Here is a 25,199-nt window from a genome sequence, read left to right on the forward strand (position 1 = left end):
AGCGGTATTTTTTTATCTGTATTTTACTATTTTGGATACCAACCTATCTTATTTAACGTCTTCATAGAAGCCTATTTGAACTCGACAACCGCATCATCTTTAATAGTGCCTAACAGAGCTAGAGCATCCCAATTGGTCAGGCGCACACAACCCGCTGATGCTTGTCGACTAATACGCTCAGGATCAGGCGAGCCATGAATACCATAAGAAGGCTTGCTGAGCCCAATCCATACTGAGCCTACTGGGTTATTGGGGCCCATTGGAATAATAGACTTACTACCATCATCATGGGTATAAGTATAATTAGGCTGATATACTTTAACTTTGACCTTATGTGTCCCTGTTGGCGATGGCGTGGCAATGCTACCTACTGTGGTCGGATAACTGGCAATAAGCGTGTTCTTATCATCATAAGCGTATAAAGTCTGAGTGGTTTTATCAGCAACGACGCGGCTCACAGATTTCGTATTTGGTTTACCTGGATTATAAACGGTAATAGTTTCGCCAACGTCAAAGTTAGTATTGGGATTCAACGCTATAATATACTGTTCGCTCATATGGAACTTTTCAGCTAGCCCTTCAAGCACACTTTCATAATACATGCCCTCAAGTTTCGCTTTCGCTTTTGTGTCTGTAGGGATGGTGGTGGTTTTAATATAGATATCATTGTCGTTGAGTTTATAGTTAACCAATACGGGCTGAGCGGCTAATCGAGCGTTCTTAGTAAGCGCTTTCCAAGTTTCCTCATTTAAGGTATCGGTGACAGCTAGCCCTTGCGCTTTTTGAAAAGCTTGCATGGCTTTTCGAGTGTTTTTACCCCAATAGCCATCTACAACCCCAACGCCACTTTGATGCCAGTTTAATAATGCTTGCAACTTAGTGCCAGTAATACGGTCTATATTTGCTCCTGCTGTCCAATTAGCCGCATTGACCTGTTGCGCCATTTTTGACAAATTTTCTGTATTATATTTAATAGTGGGTAAAAACTTATTGAGTGACGTTGCCGTTTCGCTGGTGCTGGTGAGCTTTTGACTAACACCTTTAGTTACTGGGCTAATGTCAGGGCTATTAGTAGGGTTATTATTGATAGAGTCGTTACCGTTGATACTTTCCTTCTTAGTATTGTCTTTATTGATGTTATTGTTATTGTTATTGATAGTATCACTATTAACAGGCTTATTGTTTAAGTTGCTATTGTTACTACTGCTCGCGTCATTTTGAGCACTCAGTATACTAATAACAGATATAGGCATGATCGTTGAACTATTAGTAGCGGCATCAGTAGTGGTGCTATTTTCAGCATAACTTTGACCCATAAACAAGACCGTAGACAAACCCACCGCCGCTATCGCGCTATTGATTTTTGTTAATTGACGCATGTATTGCTCCTAAAATTATTCTTAATTTTGATGTCACTATAATGTTTATTATTATTTATTAATCATGCCATAGCGTTACGTGAGGATGTAATCACTTTATGTTAATAATTGTCGGCTCGTACAGTATCTGTGTTAATAACTCCATAAAAAACCCATAAACTGCAACGCAATTTATGGGAATAAGCACATTAGAATAAAGCTTTTTTAGTTAACGCTATTAGAGGAAGTATTATCTAAAACCACTTGAAAAACACCCTTTAAAATACGCTTTCTTAACTTAGTTTAGCCAATACCGCTTCACCCATCTGACGACAGCCTACTTGGGTCAATCCAGCTTCACTACTGTCTAAGATATCAAGAGTACGCAGTCCGTCATCAAGCACATCACTGACCGCCTGCTCAATGGCTTGAGCCGCTTGTTCTTGCTTAAAGGTATAACGCAGCATCATCGCCACAGACAGAATCGTTGCTAATGGGTTGGCCTTATCTTGACCGGCAATATCAGGCGCTGAACCATGACAAGGCTCGTACATACCTTTGCCCTGTTCATCTAGGCTGGCAGATGGCAACATGCCAATAGAACCGGTCAGCATAGCCGCTTCATCTGATAAGATATCGCCAAACATATTGCCGGTTACCATGACATCGAATTGCTTGGGGTTCTTGATCAATTGCATGCAAGCATTATCAGCGTACATATGTGATAAGCTCACATTACTATAATCCGTTTCTTGCATGTCTATCATCGTCTGCTTCCACAGCTCAGTCACTTCTAGGACGTTGGCCTTATCGACTGAGCACACTTTAGCAGGTTGGCCTGAGGCTTGAGCACGGGTTTGTGCCATCTCAAACGCCACTTTACCAATACGCTTAATCTCACTGGTGCTATACACCATCGTGTTATAGCCTTGTTGCTCACCATTGTCTAGAGTACGGATACCACGCGGCTCACCAAAATAAATGCCACCAGTCAGCTCACGAACGATTAATAAATCAAGGCCTGAGATGATTTCAGGTTTAATACTCGACGCATTAACCAGCTGCGGATACAGCTTGGCCACGCGCAAGTTAGCAAACAAACCAAGCTCACTACGGATTTTAAGTAGACCTCGTTCAGGGCGTTTACTACGCTCAATATTATCCCACTTAGGACCGCCAACAGCGCCTAACAATACGGCATCCGCTGCTCGTGCGCGACTTAAAGTTTCTTCTGGTAATGGCTCACCCGTCGCATCAACGGCCACGCCACCGATCAATCCCGACTCAAGGATTAGATTTAACTCAAACTTTTTATTAGCCGCCTCAAGCACATTAATTGCTTGAGTCATAATCTCAGGGCCGATACCATCGCCTGCTAGTGTTAAAATCGTTGCCATACTAATCCTTGTGAATGAGGTAAGGAAATAAAAAATGAGAGGATAAAAATGCAATCAAGCGGAATACGCTACTGCACTAACTTTGGGCCTTGGCCTTGGGTACGGGTTTATTCATCATGCTAGCTTCTACAAACTCGCCTTGATTGGCAGTATCTAACTCTTTGCAAAAACGACGCTGCAAAAGGTTGTCTTTTAGCAAATCAATACATAGAGGTTCAGGTGATGCCGCTTCTAATAAGCTACCGTTATCTCGTGGTGACTTTTGGCGATAAGCGCGCAGCAGATACGTCCCTGACTCTTTAAACTCATCAATCATTGCAAAACGTTCAACATAGTCAATATTATTTTCAGGATAAAAATTAATATGTATTTCACGCTTTATAGGTTTAACGCGCACATAATAATTGGTTAAACCATGCATACCAGAGGCTGATAATGGAACTATCTTCACTGATTTATTATTTACAAGCGGTATCATGTCCACTTGCATTTGCGTTTGCTCACGTTGATTGAGCTTAGCGTAAGGTATTCCATCAGCGCTTGACATAGAGACCAACATCGTAGGATCAACTGGATGATGGGTATCGGTTGATATCACTGACGTTTTATCAATTTGAGTAATCTCACAGTGATACGTTCCCGCACAGGCAATATTAACCTCGCCAGTCACAGGTATGATTTGGCCTGCCCATGCCGTGGCATTTTCAGGCTCATCTATTTTCTGATAGCCAGTCAATAGCTGACAACCGGATAGCAGCAAGCTTGCGGCAATAGTTGTACTTGTGAATACAGCATAATATGTTTTATTCATAATGACGGCTACTATTTATATCGATGATAAATTCCCTTCCATTTTAGCCAGTTCGTCATCATAACTCAACGCTGCATTCACAATCGCTCCGCTTTTATTAATGCTTGTATTTAAGCGTTAACTTCATTAAATATCCACGGTGTTTTTTGCATCATTTGTTGCTCGTAGGCTTTAATCGCTTCACTTTGCTGCAACGTTAAGCCAATATCATCTAAACCGTTAAGCAGACAATGCTTTCGATAGGCATCAACTTCAAATGGATATTCTGCACCTGTTGAAGTAATAACCACTTGCCGCTCTAAGTCAGTGCTTAGCTCATAACCTTCATTGGCCAAGGTTGCTTGCATTAATTCATCGACGATTGCTTCATCCAAAACGATCGGGAGCATGCCATTTTTAAAGCAATTGTTATAAAAAATATCTGCAAAACTTGGCGCAATAACGGTACGAAAACCATATTCTGATAGCGCCCACGGAGCATGCTCACGGCTTGAGCCACAGCCAAAGTTTTTGCGCGTAAGTAAGATAACGGCATGTTGATAACGCGGCTCATTTAGTACAAAATCCGGATTGATAGGACGTTTGCTGTGGTCTTGACCGGGATAGCCTTCATCAAGATAGCGCCATTTATCAAATAAATTAACACCAAAGCCAGTCCGTTTAATAGACTTTAAGAACTGCTTGGGAATAATCTGGTCGGTATCAACATTTGAGCGATCAAGAGGACAGACGATGCCGGTTTGGATATGGTAGGCTTGCATAATAGTTCCTATATATAAAATACTGATTGAGAGGCATTGATGAAAAGGTACTGATTAAAAAGTACGAACATCAACAAAATGACCCGCCAATGCCGCCGCTGCTGCCATCGCTGGACTGACCAAATGTGTACGTCCACCAGTACCTTGACGGCCCTCAAAGTTACGGTTAGAGGTCGACGCGCAATGTTCTTCAGGTTCAAGCTTATCGGCATTCATCGCCAAGCACATTGAGCAACCCGGCTCACGCCATTCAAAACCCGCGTCTGTAAATAAAGTATCTAAACCTTCTGCTTCCGCTTGACGTTTTACTTGCCCTGATCCAGCAACGACGATAGCTTCTTTGATATTGTCTGCAACCTTACGACCTTTAATCACCGCTGCTGCATCTCGTAAATCTTCGATACGCGAGTTGGTACAAGAGCCAATAAAGACCCGATCAAGTCTAATATCGGTGATCGGCTGTCCAGCCTGTAAGCCCATATAGGTATAAGCGCGTAGCCAGCCTTCTTGCTGTGACTCATCAGCCGCTTGCTCAAGCGTTGGCACCGATTGGGTAATATCGACGACCATCTCAGGTGAGGTTCCCCAAGAGACTTGTGGCGCAATGTGGCTACCGTCGATCTCAATAACAGTATCAAATACGGCACCATCATCTGTATATAGCGTACGCCAATAAGCTTCTGCTTGTTGCCATTGCTCGTCCGTCGGCGCATAAGGACGACCTTTTACATAGTCAATGGTGGTGTCATCGACTGCCACCATACCGACGCGGGCGCCAGCCTCAATCGCCATATTACAGACAGTCATCCGTCCTTCCATACTCATATCTTCGAACACTTGCCCTGCAAACTCAATGGCATGCCCTGTCCCGCCCGCCGTACCGATTTGTGCAATAACAGCCAACACCACGTCTTTTGAGGTCACGCCAGCGCCAAGCTTACCCGTAACCCGAATTTGCATATTTTTCATTTTCTTTTGAATCAAACATTGGGTCGCTAATACATGCTCAACTTCAGAAGTACCAATGCCATGCGCCAAACAACCAAGCGCGCCATGAGTAGCGGTATGCGAATCACCACATACTACGGTCATACCTGGCAGCACTAGACCTTGCTCAGGGCCGACCACGTGCAGGATACCTTGGCGAGCATCATTGATAGTGAATTCAGCAATATCAAACTTAGCGCAATTGTCGTCCAGTGTGACCACCTGCAAGCGTGACACTGCATCTTTAATACCTGAGATACCCTCTAAACGCTCTTTGGTCACCGTTGGCACATTATGATCAGGACTGGCAATATTAGCAGATAACCGCCACGGTGCTCTATTGGCTAGCTCCAGGCCTTCAAATGCTTGTGGACTGGTCACTTCATGTAACAGATGACGGTCAATATAAATCAAACTTGAACCATCATCACGCTTGGTGACTTCGTGAGCATTCCAAAGTTTGTCGTATAACGTTTGAGCTGCCATATTACTATCCTTTATTGGTTGCTAATTGCTTACTATTTATCCCTGCTTATATCTTATGAGCTAAGGGTTAAGCGTTGGCGTTAGGTGCTTATGACGTATAGCCGACGCAATCTTGCGTCAGAATCTGGATCTTTTATCTATTGTTTATCATTAGCAGCTATTTTTCTATCTTCAATAAATATAATGTCATTATGATTTAATAAGACACGCTCGAACTTTTTGGTCGTACTGTAATTTGCAGACACTTAAAGTCGCTCATATATCCTTGCTAAAACCTAATACATTGCTAATTGGTAAAGCTAACCGAATAAAAATGTCAAAAAGGGTCTAGATACCTTGTGATTATAGCAGGCTAATCCTATAATAATAATTGATGATTTTTGACCGGATGCAAACTTTTATTTCTAATACTTTGTGACTGGGTCAGCCAACTTTTATTTATAGCTCATTTTATAGCTAAGGAAATCAGTTTGAATACCACTAATTTGACCACATTTGTGACTGTTATGAAGACAGGTAGTATCTCAGGCGCGGCAGAAAAGCTTTTTATTACTCAGCCTGCGGTCAGTAAACGCATCAAAAACCTAGAGGACGAGTTTAAAATTACTTTGTTTGATACGGTAGGTCGCGGTATTGTACCGACCCAAGCAGCAAATGAGATGTTACCGCATGCTAAGCGCTGGCTCGAAGATTATGAGAATTTCAAGATTAACTTGCAACATTCCAAGCATATTGTGTCCGGCAAACTGGTTATCGGCACCAGCCATCATATCGGCTTACATCATCTGGCACCGGTGTTAAAGCACTTTATCCAAACTTACCCAGCGGTACAGCTAGAAGTGCACTTTGTTGACTCAGAAAAAGCACACAAAGCAGTATTAGATGGCGATTTATCCTTAGCATTTGTAACCCTACCGCCCGTTTATGATAAGCGCTTAACCTACCATACCTTATGGTCAGATCCGCTGTATTTCATGACCGGCACCTTATCGCCATTAGCGAAGCAAACCAACGTGACTTTAGAGCAATTAGCGCGTTATCCAGCTATCTTGCCCTCTGCCGATACCTTTACCAGTCAGATTACTTTAGCAGAATTTGCTAAGCACAATCTAAAGCCCTATGCCACGATGAGTACTAATCCCCTTGAATCTATTCGTATGCTGGTATCTGTTGGACTCGGCTGGTCAGTATTACCGCAAACCTTAATCAGTCAAGATCTTGAGCGTATTAATATGGCTGATAACATCGAGCTACAACGTTATCTAGGCGTGGTTATCAATCCAAAGCTAACCCCTTCTAGTAGCGTTACCGCTTTATTAGATCTACTTGCGCCTATCGATTAAAGGCCCTTCATAATTGTTTATTGTCCTCTACAACTAACTATTTTCCTCTACAGTTACCTGTATGGTTACTTAACGCTTACGTATAGAACACCTGACTTTGGCGTTATTCGCAATTGAAGCATTCATACGTTATAATACGCCTAAGTTTACTTTTATAACACAGTGTTACCAGAATAACGCACACAGTTATATATCGAATAGCTTTAGTAAGGTATGATGGAAAATAAGGCTTTTAACCCTTTATATTACGCTCAATGATAAGAGCATATGCTAAAAATCTATTATTTGTCGTAAGCCATCTCTAATCGTTTCTTTATAATGTACTAATAGGCGATTCTGAGATGACCCTTCTAAATAGTAAATTTAACGGTTTTGAATGATTGATTTTATCCGTGGCAAAAAATAGGATTATTAGATAAAAAATTCCTTTTGCTCATAAAATAGTACCAATCATATAAAACTAGAAGCATCTACTTATCGAAAATTAAAAGCCATTATGTCTTACTTAATGGCTTTTCTTATCTTTAAGTATTGTTTTGAGACCTGGTCTTTAAACATTAAACTTATATAGCCAAATATAATTACAGCCAACACAGTTGGTTAAGGACAGTTTATATGAACGGAGTTTCTACTGGCGTACTGGTATCGTTAGGCGCCTATTTTATAGTGATGATTGGGATTGGTATTTATGCTTACTTTAAGCAAGCCAATGATACTGAAGGTTATATGCTCGGTGGTCGTAGTTTAGGTCCTGCAGTAACCGCGTTATCCGCTGGCGCATCAGACATGTCAGGTTGGTTACTACTTGGCCTGCCAGGCTATATGTATGCCGATGGGGTTGTGAGTGTTTGGATTGCTCTTGGCTTAACGATGGGTGCCTTCTTAAACTATATTATCGTCGCACCGCGTTTGCGGGTTTATACTGAGATTGCAGACAACGCAATCACACTACCTGATTATTTCGCTAACCGCTTTGAAGACAAATCACACATGCTACGTGTATTCTCAGCAGTGGTTATTATTCTATTCTTTACGGTTTATACCGCAGCCAGCTTAGTTGGTGGTGGTAAGTTATTTGAAAGCTCACTCAATCTCTCGTATAGTACTGGTCTTTGGGTTACCGCAGGTGTGGTTGTTGCATACACTCTATTTGGTGGCTTCTTAGCGGTATCAATGACTGACTTTGTGCAAGGCATTATTATGCTATTTGCCATGGTCATTGTTCCTATTGTTGCCTTTACTGACCTTGGTGGTATATCCGCAACGACCGAAGCGGTCAGAAACATTGATCCAAGCTTACTGAATCTTACCAGTGGTATGACTATTCTTGGTATTATTTCATTACTGGCATGGGGCTTAGGCTATTTTGGTCAGCCGCATATTATCGTCCGCTTTATGGCGATTCGCTCGGTTAAAGATGTACCAACCGCCCGTAATATCGGTATGAGCTGGATGATTGTCAGCCTGATTGGTTCTTTGGCGACTGGTTTCGCTGGTCGTGCTTATGTACAAAAAACATCAATGGTCTTGGATGACCCTGAGACTATTTTCTTAGTATTCACTCAGTTCTTGTTCACTCCACTGGTCTCAAGCTTCCTATTAGCAGCAATTTTAGCAGCTATTATGAGTACCATCTCATCACAGCTATTGGTGGTATCAAGTTCGCTAACTAAAGATGTTTATAAACTATTCTTTGATAGAGACGCGCCAGAAGCCCGCCAAGTATTGGTCGGTCGTATTTCAGTAGTATTAGTAGCAGTGGTCGCAATCATGCTAGCCTCTGATCCAGAAAGTTCTGTACTAAGCCTTGTATCTAATGCTTGGGCAGGATTTGGTGCTGCTTTTGGACCACTAGTAATATTTAGCCTCCTATGGCGTGGTATGAACCGTAATGGCGCTGTTGCCGGTATGGTCATTGGCGCATTAACCGTGATCCTATGGATATATGGTCCGTTCGAGATGAATGGTATGGCGCTGAATAGTTGGTTATATGCAATTGTTCCAGGCTTTGCCCTAAGTACTATTGCTATCTTCGCCGTTAGTATCATGACAGGCGGTCCAAAAGATTCAATTAAAGAGAAGTTTAAAGAAATGGAAATGAATTTAAACAAGTAAGTTCAATCCATCAAATATAGATTACAACAATAAACCTCGTTATCACCATGATAGCGAGGTTTTTTATTGGCTGCTAAGTGAGTGAGTTTGTAGCTGCAAAACGCAAGCAACCGCTTTTAGGCTGACCCACTATTAAGCCTTATTGACTGTATTCAAGGCTATGGCGATATGTGATCTACCAATAGCAGGCCTGTTCCGCTTTCATACTCTTTATTAGAGACAATGTTTATACTGCTTTGCCCCTCAAAATAAAGCTCTGCTTATATAATAATAAAACGCCCATTATTGAACTCAATGCTTAATTTACCTATGCTGTTTTCCCTCTAAATTCCTACTTATTTTCTACTTTTAATTGAAGCAAAAAAAGCGACCCATTATGGATCGCTTTTTTATTTCTTATAGGCAGCTGGCGTTACTTACAAGCCCTACTATTTATCTTGATATGAGAGTTTGACACCTAAGATGTAACCATCATTGTCTTCAAAATTACCAACGATCTTGTTGGTCGGTAGTTGGCCTTTAGCATCGCCAAACCATAGGTATTTGCCACCAGCTGATACTGCCCAGTTTTCCGTAACATTGTATTTAGCACCAAGGCCAACACTGTAGTAGCCTTCAATAGGGCCTAATGACGTGGTTGGATCACCGGCACCACTATCCCAACCAACCGTACCACTGACGGCAAGTGCTGGCGCCAAGCGCTTGGCAAGACCCACTTCTACCATCCACTGATCGTCATCATAACCCACAAGTGCTAAACCATCAGGACGGTAGGCTGGATTATTTTTACTAACTTGATTATATAGTGGCGGAACAATCTCAAAATCGCTCCATGGTACATAGCGTACTTTTGCTGTCGCTAGAGTTGTGGGATTAATACCGGTTTGGAAGTCGAAATTCACCGATTTAGGCGTAGTAATCTCGATGGTGCCACTTTGATTTGCTGCAGCAGGATCACCCGCTAATGTACCTGCTAGCGGATAAGTCTCAAATATTTGCATATTATGATCAATCTCGGAACGATAAGTCAAAGCAGCCTGTAAGGCAATTTCAGGCTTACTGTAAGACATACCTGCTAACCAACCATAATCCTGATCAGGGCTGAGACGTGAAGTATAACCAGTCGCTGGGCCATACGCAATACCACGCAATCTTACATCAGCCTGCACACGCTGAGCGACTGGACCACCGTAAATTTGGAAGTTTTTCTTAGCACCAAACTTTGCACCAAGAATAGCGGTGATACTTTCACTACGCACTTCGACTTGCGTGCCCTCGCCTTTTGTTGCTTCTTCAGCGTCTGCAATTGCTTTTGCAGTGAGCAGCCCAGTAAGATTATCTCGTGCTGTTTGTAATTGTGCAGGTGTTAGATTGCCAGGATTTCCTGCACTAAGCGCACCTTTTAATTGAGGTATTACAATATTATCGACAACTGCTTCGCTATACGCTGGATTGCCGGTAACATCTTTGATAACCGCATCACGATCGCCTCTTGACACAAAGTTATTATCGCCATTATAAGCGGCAGCTGCACCAAACGGCTCATCATATAAAATACCAACACTAAAAGTATCGTTGATATCAGCTTTTACCCCATAACGGAAAAAATCATAAGATTCGGCGATATCTCCGGTTTTGTTACCTTGGGTATAAGCGTTCTTATCAGTACCAATATAAGCATTATCGTTACCAGTGACATCGGCATCAATATAAGTATAGCTGGCTTCAGCGTACAAACCATCTTGTAGGAATGCTGTAATATCTTGGCCTGAACGATCAAGTCCGGCGGCGCTAGCAGCGCTGGCTACAGAAAAAGCAGCAACGGCTACTGCGAGAGTTTTTAAATGAAAGGTAGGGCGCATTATATATCTCCAAACATCCTCGTTGTTTTACCGTTACGCTAATTAGCAAGTGGCAGCGATTGCCCGCGCTATGCCAATTATATAAACGGTATCCTAAGCTAAATAGTAATGGCTTTTTGACACTAAAACAACAAGTAAAGCACTTTATTTCCCAATTATGACTATACAGTTCTTAATTATGACGATACCGTTACAGACATAATCTAGCAAGATTTTAAAACATTAAGGACAAAATAGAATTATCTTTTTTCTTAGTATGGATCTAAAACTAAAAAAGCGATCCCATAAGGATCGCTTTTTTATACAGAGTAGTGTTTGGATTAACTCTATAACACTCTAGTTAATACTGCTTAGCTTGATAAGAAAGTTTAAAGCCCAGTGCATAACCATCGTTATCCTCAAAGTTACTCACGATATTTTTGGTTGGTGTTTGGCCTTTAGCATTGCCGAACCATAAATATTTACCACCTGCTGATACAGCCCAGTTTTCGGTTAGGTTGTACTTGGCACCCAAACCCGCACTGTAATACCCATCAATAGGACCTAGCGATGACACTGGATCGCCAGCACCACTATCCCAGCCAATATTACCGGTAACTGCTAGGGCGGGTGTTAAACGTTTGGCTAAGCCCAGCTCTACCAACCATTGATCGTCGTCATAGCTTACCAATGGTAGGCCTTCAGGATACTTAGATTTGCTGACTTGGGTATATAACGGCGGTACAATCGTAAAGTCACTCCATGGCACATAGCGTACCTTTGCAGTGGCAAGTGTCGTTGGATTAATACCGGTTTGGAAGTCAAAGTTTACTGATGTAGGAGTGGTGATATCGATAGTACCCCCCTTCGAGATGCCAACTGCTGGATATTGCTCAAATATTGGTAAGCTATGATCAATCTCAGAACGATACGTTAGCGCGGCTCTCAAGGCGATTTCAGGCTTACTGTATGCCACACCAGCGAGCCAACCATAATCTTGGCCAGCACTGATATGGGTAGTATAGCCAGTAGCAGGACCATAAGCCAAGCCCCGTAGTTTAACGTCCGCTTGCACACGCTGAGCGACAGGACCGCCATAAACTTGGAAGTTCTTATTGGCTCCGAGTTTCATACCGATGATACCAGTAATACTCTCACTACGTACTTCGACGTTGGTTCTTTCGCCTTTGGTGGCTAGTTCAGCTTGAGCAATAGCTACTGCTGGACCATATGCTTTTAATTGAGCCTGTTCTGTTCCAGTTAGCGCTTCACCTCGACCAATTTTTTTCTGAATATCACTAACTATACCTGCTACTGGTGCGAACTCAGTAATTTTTCCATCTGATACAGATGTAATGGTAGTATCACGGTCGCCTTGTGCCACAAAATTATTATTACCACTATAATCAGCAGCAGCACCAAAAGGCTCATCGTATAAGATACCGACACTAAATGTATCGTTTAGATCGGCTTTGACGCCATATCGAAAAAAATCATAAGATTCTGCAATATCATCGATTTTTTTACCTTGCTGATAAGCATTTTTATCGCTACCCACATAGGCATTATCATAACCACTTACATCGGCATCAAGATAAGTATAGCTGGCTTCTGCATACAAGCCATCTTCTAGGAATGCGCTGATATCTTGACCTGAGCGATCAAGACCGGCAGCATTACTCATGCTAGCCACAGAAAAAGCAGCGACAGCGACTGCAAGCGTTTTTAAATGAAAGGTAGGGCGCATTAACTATCTCCAAACATCCTAATTGTTATACCGCTACGACAGTGATTACTGTTCAGGCGGTAGACTAGATGCAGGATACTAATGACTTTTAAAAACTAAAACAACTGCAAAAACACATTATCGCTCTATTATGACCGCCTAGTCATGTTTTGATAGGCTTACCTATCCATGTAGAAATATTGGTTTCCGCATATAGTATGAGCAGCACTAAAAATCGCGGCTACTTTAATAAATACTCATTAAGGGCAGTCGCTATTAACTATTAGGCGCTTAGATGTCAAGTTATCTGATTTATTGCTTTTTAAAGTCAATAGTGCGGCGGTCTGTCGGCCATCACATCAAACGGTGCAATACCATCCTCAGTACCTTGACTTTCTACTTGGTTATAAACCAGCTGTAATTGCCGTTGTAGAGTTTGGATATGTTTATCTTGGCGCGTAATTACCTCATCTAGGCGCTCAACCGTCAGCTCGAGATGCGCCATACTCATTTGGAGCTCAATCATTTGTGCTGGCAGCTCAGTTTGCAGAGGTAAGCTTTCTGATTGGGATTTATTGGTATCTTGTGGCTGGTTCATTTGTGTCTCAATATAATAAATTTTATGGTTTAGGGTTTAATTCGTATTTGCTGACTGGTGTTACTCATCGTTAATTACTGATAACTAATAACGATCACCCTACCTATCCATTATGAATATCCTTTCAATAAAATCATAGCGATAAAAAGTTTATGCGCACGCTAAAGTCGTCTGACAGCATGTTATACTGCTGGCAATTTAGCAGCATTCCTTACTCTAATTTGACCCTTACCTCATTATTCATCTCACTACTATATATAAGCTTAAGATAACCTATGGCACTGATACATTTAAAAGATATTCATCTCGCTTTTGGCGTTGCCCCTGTTCTTGATGGCGTTGATTTTAGCATTGACGCTGGCGAGCGCGTGTGTTTAATCGGCCGTAATGGCGAAGGCAAATCCACCTTATTTAAATTAATTAATGGCTCCTTGCATCCTGATAGCGGCGAAGTCATTATTAATAATAATGTACGGGTAGCGATGCTTGAGCAAGATGTGCCTGAAACGACTGGTCGCATATTAGATATCGTGATGGGTGGTAGCCGCCGTACCGCTGATTTATTAATTAATTATAATAAACAAACCGATTTATGTGCAGATGGCGATATGAATGCCTGTGAGCACATGGCAACCTTGCAGCATGATATTGATGCGGTGCATGGCTGGGATTTGGAGCGTGAAGCAACGCGCTTGATCACTACTATGGGGCTTGACCCAAATGACGATCTATCCTCTCTATCTGGTGGTCGTAAACGCCGTGTGCTATTGGCACGCTCTTTAGTGACTAAGCCTGATGTGCTGCTACTCGATGAGCCGACTAACCATTTGGACGTTGATAGTATTGAATGGCTTGAGCGCTTTTTATTAGATTGGCAAGGCTTGACTTTACTATTTGTCACCCATGATAGAGCCTTTGTAGATAAGCTTTCGACCCGTATAATTGAGCTTGATCGCGGACAATTAACCAGCTATGACGTGACCCAAGGTGCAACTGGTTACGCCCGTTATCAAGAGCTAAAAGAGCTGCAATTATTAGCGGAAGAGAAGAATAATGCTAACTTTGATAAGAAACTAGCTCAAGAAGAAGTTTGGATTCGCCAAGGTATTAAAGCCCGTCGTACCCGTAATGAGGGACGCGTCCGTGAGCTAAAGTCCTTACGTGAAGAACGTGGCGATCGCCGTGAGCAAGTCGGTAATGTCAACATCACTATGGGCGCAGGCGAGAAAAGTGGCAAATTGGTATGTAAAGTCAAAAACCTACATCTTGAATACGATGGTAATGTGCTGGTCGATAACTTTACCACCACTATCATGCGTGGTGATAAGATTGGTATTATAGGTCCTAACGGCGCGGGTAAAACCACGCTTATTAAAGCCCTACTCGAAATGTCTGACGACGAAGTGACCAAAACTGGTAGTGTGGAATTAGGGACTAGCCTAAAAATTGCCTTTTTTGATCAGTTGCGTGACCAGTTAGACCTTGAAGCCACTGTCGCCCAAAACGTCTCAGAAGGCTCAGACTTCATCGAAGTAGGTGGTCGTAAAACTCATATTATGAGTTATCTGCAAGATTTCTTGTTTGCGCCAGAACGTGCCCGTACACCGGTCAAAGCCCTATCAGGTGGTGAGCGCAACCGCGTACTACTTGCCAAGCAGTTATTAAAGCCTGCCAACATTTTAGTACTCGATGAGCCCACCAATGACTTGGATATGGCTACCCTTGAACTATTGGAAGAGTCGGTCAGCAGCTTTAACGGTACAATTTTACTGATTAGCCATGACCGCTCGTTTATGGATAATGTGGTCACCTCGACATGGGTATTTGATACTGATGAAGACGGTAAAGGTATCGTCAAAGAATACGTTGGTGGCTACCAAGAATATCTGGTACAAAAAAACCGTGCACAAGCAGTAAATGCAGCTAAATCCAACAATGGTGCTGCAACTAGTAGATCAGCCAACAAGGTGGCGCAAGCCACTGCAAAGTCTAGTAAGGTAGCTAAGAAACTTAACTTTAATGACCAACGTGAACTTGATAACTTACCAAAAGAGATTGCAACTCTTGAAGCGGAACAAACACAGTTACAAGAAAAACTGGCGGACGGTTCATGGTTTATTCAAGACGTCGATGCGGCAACGGCCGCTAGTGAGCGCTTACTTGTTATAGAAGATGAGATAATGTATAAGCTTGAGCGTTGGGATATGCTTGAAGGTTAGTGCTATTCGTTAGAAACCCTTGCTTTATATATCCAGACTTTATAGACCCTAGTTTATAAGTACTACCACCATCATCATTTTATAACATAACTTGGTGATAGGTGGTTTACCTATGTTTACGCAAGGGAGAGGTGCTGAAAGTTAGTGAACATTGTCCTAATTTCAAGTATCATTCACTATTGTCAAATGCCTTATTCATTTTAGGGACATTATCAACCCTTTCCTTAGTCAACTAGATTTTGATGCCAGACCTAAACAATAAGGCGGCTGTGGACTTTTTTGGGATGTTCAACTGCCAAAAATTTTCCATCAAGTCAGTTTTATTTTTAACACAATAATTTATTTTATGACCAAAATAGCTTAGAATAGCAACAATTAGTAAAATTAGGCACAGCTAACGTGGCTTGTAATTGATATTGTAAATTTTCTAAGCCATAAACCCAGTGTGGGATAATCCCATTTCATTCACCTGGAGGAAGTATTAATGAGCCATGCCGAAGGCGTTAATGTACAACGCCGTAGAGTTCTGATTGCCTCGACTGCCGTAATTGGTGCAGCTGGGGTAGCCGCTGTAGCGACGCCTTTTGTCCGTTCTTGGACGCCAAGCGCTAGAGCGGAAGCTGCAGGGGCTGCAATTACCCAAGATATTGGTTCTATCGAAGAGGGACAAATGATTGTCCTAAAATATCGCGGTAAGCCTACCTATGTGGTGAAACGCACCCAAGATATGTTAGATAAATTAGATGAAGTTAAGCCATTACTGGTTGACCCTGATTCTGGTGAATCTGTTCAGCCTGAATACTGTAAGAATCCTACTCGTTCTTTAGAACCAACAGTGTTGGTCGTTTATGGCGTGTGTACGCATTTAGGCTGTGCACCAAACTACCGTCCTGACGTTGGCGCAGCTGACTTAGGCGGTAATGACTGGTATGGCGGGTTTTTCTGTCCTTGTCACGGCTCTAAGTATGACTTAGCAGGTCGCGTCTATAATGGCGTTCCAGCACCGCTTAACTTACCCATCCCAGAATATAGTATGGATGGTACCATCTTGACGGTTGGGGAGGCTTAATATGAGTATGGGTAAAAAGATCATGCATTGGGTTGATGCGCGCTTTCCAGCGTCTGAAACCTTTGAATACCACATGTCTAAGTACTATGCACCAAAGAACTTTAACTTTTGGTACTTCTTTGGCGTGTTATCGATGGTGGTATTGGTTAACCAGTTGGTTACCGGTATTTGGCTGACGATGATGTACAACCCAAGTGCCGAAGGGGCATTTGCGTCTGTTGAATATATCATGCGTGACGTTAAAGGCGGTTGGCTCATCCGTTATATGCACTCTACTGGCGCCTCAGCGTTCTTTGTGGTGGTATATCTGCATATGTTTAGAGCATTACTCTATGGCTCTTACCAGAAGCCACGTGAGCTAATCTGGCTCATCGGTATGGGCATTTACTTGGCCTTGATGGCAGAAGGCTTCTTCGGTTATTTATTACCGTGGGGTAACATGTCATTCTGGGGCGCACAGGTTATCTTAAACCTTCCTGCTGCTCTACCAGTCATTGGTGATGGTCTTGCTGAATGGGTACGTGGTGATTATATCATCTCAGGTATTACTCTAAACCGTTTCTTTGCGCTGCACGTAGTTGCTATTCCGTTAGTATTAGTCGGTCTGGTATTCATGCATTTAGTGGCTTTGCATCATGTTGGTTCGAACAACCCTGATGGTATTGACATTAAAAAGCTCAAAGACAAAAACGGCGTACCTTTAGATGGTATTGAGTTCCATCCGTATTATACCGTGCACGATCTGGTCGGTATTGTGGTGTTCTTTATTTGCTTCTTTGCAGTGGTATTCTTCTTTCCAGAAGGCGGCGGCTTCTTCCTTGAGCCTCCAAACTTTGAAACAGCGAACGCCTTGAAAACGCCTGCGCATATTGCACCAGTATGGTACTACACGCCGTTCTACGCTATCTTACGTGCCATTCCTGATAAGCTTGGTGGTGTTGTCGCGATGGGTGGTGCAATTGCGGTATTATTCTTAATACCCTGGCTTGATAGATCGCCTGTACGCTCTATGCGTTACAAAGGTATCTTATCTAAAATCGCTCTAACTGTCTTTGCGATTAGTTTCGTAGCCTTAGGTTATTTAGGCGCGACGCCAACCACACCAACAGCAACCTTAGCGGCGCGTATATTTACCGTCTTGTATTTCTTATTTTTCTTACTGATGCCAATTTATACTGCCATTGAGAAGTGTAAACAGCCACCTGAACGCGTCACCGGAGGTCACTAATGAACACGCTAACAAAATACCTAACTGGTTTGGGCTTAGGCGCGGCATTGACCTTAACTGCCGGAACCGCCCTAGCAGAGGGTGGCTGCGGTACATTTACTAATGCTGATGGCGTCGAAGAGCACTTAGCTTGTAGCACAGCCCCTATTGATTTTACCAATAAGGGCTCGCTACAGAATGGTGCGAAGATGTTTATGAACTACTGCGCGGGTTGTCACTCAGCAGAGTACGTTCGTCATTCACGTATTGCTAAAGATCTAGAGATACCACCTGAGCTGGTCGAAAAATATTTGATGGTGACTACTGATCAGATTGGTGATCATATTGATGCTGAGATTGATTCTGACATCCAGGCATCATGGTTTGGGGCAGCACCTCCAGATCTATCGCTTGAATCAAGATTACGCGGTGATGATTGGATTTATACTTACCTGCTGACTTTTTATGAAGATCCAAGCCGTCCTTGGGGTGCGAATAACTTAGTGCTACCGAACGCAGCGATGCCTCACGTACTGAACAATCTGCAACAAGACTTGAGTCAAGAAGAGTTTGAAAGCGAAGTTGGCGATTTGGTTAACTTCATGGCATGGATGGGCGAACCTGTTCGTCATGACCGTCAAGTAATCGGCTTCTTTGTGATCTTATTCTTATTGGTCTTGCTCATTCCCGTCTACTTGCTTAATAAAGAATTCTGGAAAGACGTTAAATAGTTTAGCAGCTGATCAGCTAAGTCATATCTATCTAAGTATTATTCATCTAAATTCTATATTGAGCACTACTTCGGTAGTGCTTTTTTATGGCTATTGCACCACTAATGATTAGATCTGATGCCAGCACTATATAAATGACCCACTTCTTGAAAGGCGCAGTTGATTTGTTCAATAACCCGCTTAGATGACACTATAACTGACTCAAACATTGGCTCAAAACTCAGATAATAGCTAAGGTTAAAGGACAGTTTACGCTTACTACCTTGATAAAGGAGGCAACTTTGTTTACGATGGCAGCCTTAACCGCTAACTTTAGGCTTTCATGATTGATGCGAATGACATTCCAAGTAGTCAGCTGATTTTATACGCTGATGATGGCTACGATAGTCATGTGGTACGCTTATTACTTGAAGAAAAGAAGCTGGCCTATTATTTATCACGTTTGCACTCAGAGCGTCCTGAAGATTTGACCGAGCTGAATCCCTATCATACCTTACCCGTCTTGCAACAACGTGAGATTGCACTGTATGAGATCAATGTTATCTTTGAATATCTTGAGGAGCGCTATCATACTAATAAGCTGCTACCTGATACGCCGCAAGAGCGCGCCCAGTTTCGACAATTAGCATGGCGTATTCAAAATGATTGGCTAGTACTCGGTAAAAGGCTGCTGATGCATTCTGATAGTTTTAATAAAGCCCAAGCGGCCATTGCAAAAAAACAGCTGGCAGATTCTTTGATTACGCTGTCACCACTGTTTGCTCATAAGTCCTATTTTATGGCGGACGATTTCGGTTGGTGTGATGTACTACTGGCCCCATTATTATGGCGACTTGAGGAGATGGATATTACTTTACCTCGAGCTATCAGCCGTCCGTTACTGGACTATCAAACGCGCCTATTTGAACGGGATAGCTTTCAGAAAAGTATTCGCTGATTGGGTAAACGTAACTGACTCGCTTGTATAACAGAAACGTTTTATTTAATAATAAAATAGCCGAATAAAAAATTAATTAATAATTCAATACCATCAGTATAGGAAACCATAAGATGAGCGAAACAACGTCTATCACCCCCACCCGCCCGTATATGGTGCGCGCACTTTATCAATGGATAGAAGATAACGAGCTTACGCCTTACCTAATGGTCGATGCGACTGCGGCTGATGTTCAAATCCCAACTGAACATGTGCAAGATGGACGTATCGTGCTTAATATTGCCAGCCGTGCCACCGGTAATATGAGTATGGAAAATGACTTTATTAATTTTAGTGCGCGTTTTGGGGGCGTCTCCCAAGAGATTTGGATACCCATTACTGCTGTACTGGGCATTTATGCTAAAGAGAATTCGCAAGGGATGTTCTTTGATCCCAATGAGTATGACAATTATCAGCCTGAAGATGAGGCAACCACTTTCTCCAAATCAAATAATACCCCTGCTGCTGCTAAGGTCAAACGTGATAACAAAGCGGGTTTAAAAGTTTTAAAATAATGAGAATAATTACTGCATAAAAAAGCTGGGCGTATCAGATACGCCCAGCTTTTTTATTATTTTCTTGTATGAATTTAATCAGATAGAATCTAACATTAAACCTTGTTGTTAGTCAAAAATTAAACTAACACCTGGTTTTTATAATAATTTGGTAAAGAGCACTCGACTCCGTTGTTCGCCAGCTCTCAAAGTCGCTCATTTGTCTTTACCAAATCGTTACTATGACACTTTTATTCAGGATTAACTCTATTAGGTTCTAGGTAACGTCACACCTTTTTGCCCTTGGTATTTACCGCCACGATCTTTATAGCTGGTCTCACAGACATCATCAGCATCACTTTGGAAAAATAACATTTGTGCAACTCCTTCACCAGCATAGATACGTGCTGGGAGATTAGTAGTGTTACTAAACTCTAAGGTGACGTGCCCTTCCCACTCTGGCTCAAGTGGTGTGACATTGACAATGATACCGCAGCGTGCGTAGGTTGATTTGCCGAGGCAAATGGTCAGTACATCACGCGGAATGCGAAAGTATTCAACCGTTCGTGCTAGCGCAAATGAGTTAGGCGGAATAATGCATTCATCACCAACAATATCAATAAAGCTTTTTTCATCGAAATTCTTGGGATCCACAACCACTGAATGCACGTTAGTAAATACCTTGAATTCACGGGCACAGCGTACATCATAACCGTAGCTTGAGGTGCCATAGCTGACCAGGCGTTCGCCAGCGTCATTAAAGCGTACTTGACCAGCTTCAAACGGCTCAATCATGCCATGAGCTTCAGCCATTTGACGAATCCAGCGGTCAGATTTGATAGACATTGTCATTCCTTAGCAAATATTAAATAGCGGTGATTATACGGACTTGAGTAATCAATTTATAGGGTCGCTGATAGTTTTAACCTTATCACTCAGAATAATTTATTTAAAAAAATGAATGTCTACTTCATTATTTTTTCTTAAAAGATACGTTTGTCATCGACTGGTTTGGCAAACTTCTCAATATTAGCTTCGATATTCTTAGCAATACTGAGGTAATAAGGCGCAAATTCATCACCAGCCAAGACGCTGGGCTCGCCTTTATCCACTTGGGCACGAATACCACTGGCTAATGGCAGCTGCCCTAATAATGGCACTTGATATTGCTTAGCGATATACTCGCCGCCGCCAACACCAAAAATAGCCTCGGTATGGTTACAGTTGCTACAGGTATGCAGCGCCATATTTTCCACCACACCCAATACCGGAATATGGGTTTTATTGAACATCTCAATGCCTTTTTGGGCATCTAGCAGAGCAACATGCTGCGGGGTGGTCACGATAACCGCGCCCGTAACCGGAATGCGCTGTGCCAGCGTCAACTGAATATCACCGGTACCAGGCGGCATATCGATGACTAAATAATCAAGCTGTGGCCAGTTGGTTTGGTTAAACAATTGCATCAGTGCACCAGTCGCTTTCGGCCCACGCCATGCTACCGGCGTATTATCACCATCGAGCAAACTGCCAATAGATAACATCGCCATTCCATGCGCATTAACCGGTATAAATTGTTCATTTTCCAGCTCAGGCTTTACGCCAGCAACCCCTAACATGGTGGGCATACTGGGTCCATAAATATCAGCATCGAGTACGCCAACGCGATTACCGATTTGCTGTAAGGCTAAGGCAATATTAACGGTGGTGGTTGACTTTCCGACTCCGCCTTTACCCGATGCTACGACGATGATATGACGAATATGTGGGTGCGGACTCAGTGAGGCTTGTGTCGGAGCGGGCTTAGTAATCGGCGCTTCTGAAGCAGGGCTAGATTGCGCTGGAGCATCGGAAGCACGGGAAGAGTTGCTCATCGCATCGGTAGTCTTAGGCATTGATTTTTCTGGCTTTTTAGGCAAGCTTGCTTCTGCACCCTTAGCTGGAGCTGGCAGACGCACATTCATATGAATCGCCTTGATACCGTGTGGATGCAACAGTTGACCCAGTTCTCGCTGAATGGTTTCAGGGTCGCTATCTTGCGGTAAGCGTAAATCTAAGGTGAGCTGATCACCGTCACGATCTAAACCTATCACCATCTGGGCAATACTGGTATCGCCTATTTGATAGCCGAGCAATACTTTATCAACGGCACTATCGCGTGCCGCTTGTTGCTGCGGATTTTCCGTTTTTGAGAGGGTTCTTTTTTTTATAAAGTTAAACATAGTTACCTTTGCTGTCGTTATGAATGTGTAGGGGTAAATTATTATTATAATAGTAACGATAAATTAACTCAGCGGAAATAAATAGCCGTTAAGCCTATTAAATCCTTTACTTATAATAGTGTAGCCGAATTAAGACTATAAAAAAACCACAACGCCAGTAGGCCTGACCTTTGTACACTACATTTAGCTCGGCTTCTTCAAGCAGCTCGTTGCTAAACGCAATAACTGAAACCCAATCAATGAAGTTATTGCCATATTCAGGCGTTGGCTATTTTTATTAAACTGACGCTTATTCAATTGCCACCCATTATCATACCGCTAAAAACTTTGAGGCAATAAACAGATAAATAATCACCCCTGAAGCATCACATACTGATGTTATCAAAGGCGCACTGGCTGTGGCGGGGTCAAAGCCAATTTTATTAAGTATAAAAGGCAGACTCATACCAATCATACAGCCGATCATGACTACCGACATCATGCTAAGCGCCAATACTACAGACAGCACTTCATCGCCGCGGATATAACCGATAATGGAAATAGCAACTGCCATAGTACCGCCTAGCAACAGGGCAACCATTGCTTCTCGGCCCAGTAGCGAGAACCAGTCGCGCATTACCACGTCCCCGGTCGCCAAAGCACGTACCATCAAAGTAGCAGACTGAGAACCGGCGTTACCGCCACTATCAACCAATAGCGGCAAGAAAAACACCAGCACTAAGTTAGCGGCAATCACCTCTTCAAAGTGGGAAATACCAATACCAGAAAGCAGGTTACCAAATACTAAAAATACCAGCCAGAACACGCGCTTGCGATACAGAATCCCAATACTGACATCTTTTAGTCGACCCACCATAGTGGATACACCACCCGACTTATGAAAGTCGTCGGTGGCCTCATCACTGGCGACGTCCATAGCATCATCGTGAGTCACTATGCCTACCAAAGCACCACGGTCATCGGTAATCGGCAGTGCAATCAAGTCATAACGGGCTACCATTTTAGCGACATCTTCTTGGTCGTCGTTCACGTCGCAAGACACGATAGCACTGATCATGATGTCACTAATTAACTGCTCCGGAGATGCCAGAATTAAGACCCGTAAGGACACCACACCTAATAATTTGCGTTGTTCATCAATCACATAGGCATGATAAATGGTTTCTGCGTCGGGAGCTTCTCTTCTTAAGTTAGCCAGAGCCTCAGTGACATTCATCTGAGCACCAAGGGTAGCATAATCCGACGTCATCAAGGCCCCAGCGGTGCCTTCTTCATAGGCAGCTAGCCTACGGATATCTTCGCGCTTCGCCTGAGCTAATGCCGGTAACAGGGCGTCACGTTGATCCTGATCTAGGCATTTATATAAGTCAGTCCGTTCATCAGCAGGCATTTCGCCCACCAATCTCACCAAACTAGATCGGGGGAAAACCTGCGCCAAAGCAACCTGAATATCCGCATCTAAGTAAGAAAATACCGTAGAACGATTCGGTAAACGCTCTAATAACTGCCAAGCAAACGTAGGCTTAATGAGCGCTAACACATCAGCAATATCGATAGGGCGTAATGCTTGAACCTGATTGGTCGCTTGTGCAAATTGTTGTTGTTCGATGGCGTTGCTTAGTATCAACGCCAGAGCTTCATTGTGCATTATTTTGACTCCGTGCGACCCTAAAGCGGTGCAGCAAGCGCCCTTAAATAGAATCAATAAAAGAGGAGGCTAAAGTTCAACAGTTTACTGTCAATTACTTTACTGTGGATCAACATCATCAATATGTCTGAGAAATAAAAAACTACTGGTGCATAAAAAAACCACAATACCAGTGAGACTGACATTGTGGTGTTATAAAGCTTATATTTATAATACTACGTTTACATGCTTAGACTTATAAATATTTTGGCTTATAAACCAATTAATTCAAAGAAACTACTTCATACACCAACCATGACTGGCATTGATAGATTGACCAGTGAATACATTGGTTGGGAATGCAGCCAAGAATAATGCTAATTGGGAAATATCTTCGATAGTAGTAAATTCTTTATCAACGGTATTAACCAGCATAATGTCATTGACCACAGACTCTTCACTAATACCTTTTTCAGCCGCTTGTAGTGGAATTTGTTTTTCGACCATTGATGTTTTTACAAAACCTGGACAAATCAAATGCGAGCGCACATTATGCTCAGCACCTTCTTTCGCCAGTACGCGGCACAGTCCAAGCAAACCATGTTTGGCAGTAACATAAGGCGCTTTAAACATCGAAGCCTCATGCGAATGTACCGAACCCATATAAATTATCGTGCCGCCTTTATCATCTTTATACATGTGCTGGACGGCTGCTTTGGTGGTCAAAAAAGCACCATCTAAATGAATGGCGAGCATTTTTTTCCAGTTATCGAAGCTCATTTTATTAATGGGATCAATCAGCTGAATACCAGCGTTGGAGACCAGAATATCGATACTACCAAAAGTGTCGACTAGCTTTTGAACGCCATCATTTACAGCATCTTCAGAAGTGACATCCATGACAATCGCCAGTGCACGCCCGCCAGCAGCTTCGATTGCATCGACAGTCTGTTGTGCGGCTTCCATATTGATATCGGCAATACCAACGGCTGCCCCTGCTTTAGCATAGGTTTCTGCGATGTCACGTCCGATACCAGCAGCGGCACCAGTGACTAAAGCTACCTTGCCTGTCAAATCCTGTTGTATTTGGGTCGCCATATTTTATCCTTATTATGGGTTATTATGATAATAGTAACCAAACTCTATTGTTATGGCACACAGGTTTACGGTGCCATTATTGTAGCGTTCTGACTCTACTGCCATGGGTTAACGCGCATTATGAAATAATCTT

At 42.7% G+C, this 25,199-nt stretch carries 20 protein-coding genes; 8 read left to right on the plus strand and 12 right to left on the minus strand.

The window, feature by feature from the left end:
* Positions 1 to 71 precede the first annotated feature (71 nt).
* From AAEY88_RS03270 to leuC, 5 genes are all read right to left on the minus strand, one after another.
* Complete coding sequence (locus AAEY88_RS03270) at positions 72 to 1,379, minus strand: L,D-transpeptidase family protein (RefSeq protein WP_350558982.1); 1,308 nt, start codon at positions 1,377 to 1,379, stop codon at positions 72 to 74.
* 272 nt (positions 1,380 to 1,651) lie between these two features.
* The gene (gene leuB, locus AAEY88_RS03275; RefSeq protein WP_350558985.1) at positions 1,652 to 2,755 is read right to left on the minus strand and encodes a 3-isopropylmalate dehydrogenase; all 1,104 of its coding nucleotides are present in this window, start codon (positions 2,753 to 2,755) and stop codon (positions 1,652 to 1,654) included.
* Between the two features lie 76 nt (positions 2,756 to 2,831).
* Positions 2,832 to 3,566, minus strand: coding sequence for a hypothetical protein (locus AAEY88_RS03280; protein WP_350558988.1), 735 nt, complete (start codon positions 3,564 to 3,566; stop codon positions 2,832 to 2,834).
* A 110-nt stretch (positions 3,567 to 3,676) separates the two neighbouring features.
* Positions 3,677 to 4,327, minus strand: a complete 651-nt coding sequence (gene leuD, locus AAEY88_RS03285) for a 3-isopropylmalate dehydratase small subunit (protein WP_350558991.1) — start codon at positions 4,325 to 4,327, stop codon at positions 3,677 to 3,679.
* Between the two features lie 54 nt (positions 4,328 to 4,381).
* Positions 4,382 to 5,800, minus strand: a complete 1,419-nt coding sequence (gene leuC, locus AAEY88_RS03290; protein WP_350558996.1) for a 3-isopropylmalate dehydratase large subunit — start codon at positions 5,798 to 5,800, stop codon at positions 4,382 to 4,384.
* A gap of 470 nt (positions 5,801 to 6,270) precedes the next feature.
* Between leuC and AAEY88_RS03295 the strand changes: the two genes are divergently transcribed.
* Positions 6,271 to 7,143 (plus strand): LysR family transcriptional regulator, encoded by an 873-nt coding sequence (locus AAEY88_RS03295; RefSeq protein WP_350558999.1) that lies wholly within the window; start codon positions 6,271 to 6,273, stop codon positions 7,141 to 7,143.
* 615 nt (positions 7,144 to 7,758) lie between these two features.
* The gene (gene putP / locus AAEY88_RS03300; protein ID WP_350559002.1) at positions 7,759 to 9,258 is read left to right on the plus strand and encodes a sodium/proline symporter PutP; all 1,500 of its coding nucleotides are present in this window, start codon (positions 7,759 to 7,761) and stop codon (positions 9,256 to 9,258) included.
* Positions 9,259 to 9,686: 428 nt separating this feature from the next.
* On the opposite strand, the gene AAEY88_RS03305 is transcribed toward putP, so the two are convergent.
* From AAEY88_RS03305 to AAEY88_RS03315, 3 genes are all read right to left on the minus strand, one after another.
* Complete coding sequence (locus AAEY88_RS03305; protein ID WP_350559005.1) at positions 9,687 to 11,120, minus strand: outer membrane protein transport protein; 1,434 nt, start codon at positions 11,118 to 11,120, stop codon at positions 9,687 to 9,689.
* A 340-nt stretch (positions 11,121 to 11,460) separates the two neighbouring features.
* Positions 11,461 to 12,846 (minus strand): outer membrane protein transport protein, encoded by a 1,386-nt coding sequence (locus AAEY88_RS03310; RefSeq protein WP_350559008.1) that lies wholly within the window; start codon positions 12,844 to 12,846, stop codon positions 11,461 to 11,463.
* Positions 12,847 to 13,153: 307 nt separating this feature from the next.
* Positions 13,154 to 13,423 carry a SlyX family protein gene (locus AAEY88_RS03315; protein WP_350559011.1) on the minus strand — a complete coding sequence of 90 codons (270 nt, stop codon included), beginning with the start codon at positions 13,421 to 13,423 and terminating at the stop codon, positions 13,154 to 13,156.
* A gap of 275 nt (positions 13,424 to 13,698) precedes the next feature.
* Here AAEY88_RS03315 and AAEY88_RS03320 point away from each other — a divergent pair, with 275 nt between their 5' ends.
* The 6 genes from AAEY88_RS03320 (at position 13,699) to AAEY88_RS03345 (ending at position 20,140) form a co-directional block, all read left to right on the plus strand.
* Positions 13,699 to 15,642, plus strand: a complete 1,944-nt coding sequence (locus tag AAEY88_RS03320; protein ID WP_350559014.1) for an ATP-binding cassette domain-containing protein — start codon at positions 13,699 to 13,701, stop codon at positions 15,640 to 15,642.
* Positions 15,643 to 16,126: 484 nt separating this feature from the next.
* Positions 16,127 to 16,711: a ubiquinol-cytochrome c reductase iron-sulfur subunit gene (petA, locus tag AAEY88_RS03325; protein WP_350559017.1), complete on the plus strand. Its 585-nt coding sequence runs from the start codon at positions 16,127 to 16,129 to the stop codon at positions 16,709 to 16,711.
* Positions 16,712 to 16,718: 7 nt separating this feature from the next.
* A complete protein-coding gene (locus tag AAEY88_RS03330) occupies positions 16,719 to 17,939 on the plus strand; it encodes a cytochrome bc complex cytochrome b subunit (RefSeq protein WP_407074422.1) in 1,221 nt (406 codons plus the stop codon).
* Positions 17,939 to 18,649: a cytochrome c1 gene (locus AAEY88_RS03335; RefSeq protein WP_350559020.1), complete on the plus strand. Its 711-nt coding sequence runs from the start codon at positions 17,939 to 17,941 to the stop codon at positions 18,647 to 18,649. Before AAEY88_RS03330 ends, AAEY88_RS03335 begins: the two co-directional genes overlap by 1 nt.
* A 322-nt stretch (positions 18,650 to 18,971) precedes the next feature.
* The gene (locus tag AAEY88_RS03340; RefSeq protein ID WP_350559023.1) at positions 18,972 to 19,586 is read left to right on the plus strand and encodes a glutathione S-transferase N-terminal domain-containing protein; all 615 of its coding nucleotides are present in this window, start codon (positions 18,972 to 18,974) and stop codon (positions 19,584 to 19,586) included.
* A 113-nt stretch (positions 19,587 to 19,699) separates the two neighbouring features.
* Complete coding sequence (locus tag AAEY88_RS03345) at positions 19,700 to 20,140, plus strand: ClpXP protease specificity-enhancing factor (RefSeq protein WP_350559026.1); 441 nt, start codon at positions 19,700 to 19,702, stop codon at positions 20,138 to 20,140.
* Positions 20,141 to 20,389: 249 nt separating this feature from the next.
* On the opposite strand, the gene dcd is transcribed toward AAEY88_RS03345, so the two are convergent.
* The 4 genes from dcd to AAEY88_RS03365 form a co-directional block, all read right to left on the minus strand.
* Positions 20,390 to 20,965 carry a dCTP deaminase gene (gene dcd, locus AAEY88_RS03350; RefSeq protein ID WP_350559029.1) on the minus strand — a complete coding sequence of 192 codons (576 nt, stop codon included), beginning with the start codon at positions 20,963 to 20,965 and terminating at the stop codon, positions 20,390 to 20,392.
* 137 nt (positions 20,966 to 21,102) lie between these two features.
* Complete coding sequence (apbC, locus tag AAEY88_RS03355; protein ID WP_350559032.1) at positions 21,103 to 22,341, minus strand: iron-sulfur cluster carrier protein ApbC; 1,239 nt, start codon at positions 22,339 to 22,341, stop codon at positions 21,103 to 21,105.
* 310 nt (positions 22,342 to 22,651) lie between these two features.
* Positions 22,652 to 23,989 (minus strand): magnesium transporter, encoded by a 1,338-nt coding sequence (gene mgtE / locus AAEY88_RS03360; protein WP_407074393.1) that lies wholly within the window; start codon positions 23,987 to 23,989, stop codon positions 22,652 to 22,654.
* 276 nt (positions 23,990 to 24,265) lie between these two features.
* Positions 24,266 to 25,066, minus strand: coding sequence for a 3-hydroxybutyrate dehydrogenase (locus AAEY88_RS03365; protein ID WP_350559035.1), 801 nt, complete (start codon positions 25,064 to 25,066; stop codon positions 24,266 to 24,268).
* Between the last annotated feature and the right edge of the window lie 133 nt (positions 25,067 to 25,199).

The sequence above is a fragment of the Psychrobacter sp. CAL346-MNA-CIBAN-0220 genome (assembly GCF_040309805.1).
Lineage (GTDB): Bacteria > Pseudomonadota > Gammaproteobacteria > Pseudomonadales > Moraxellaceae > Psychrobacter.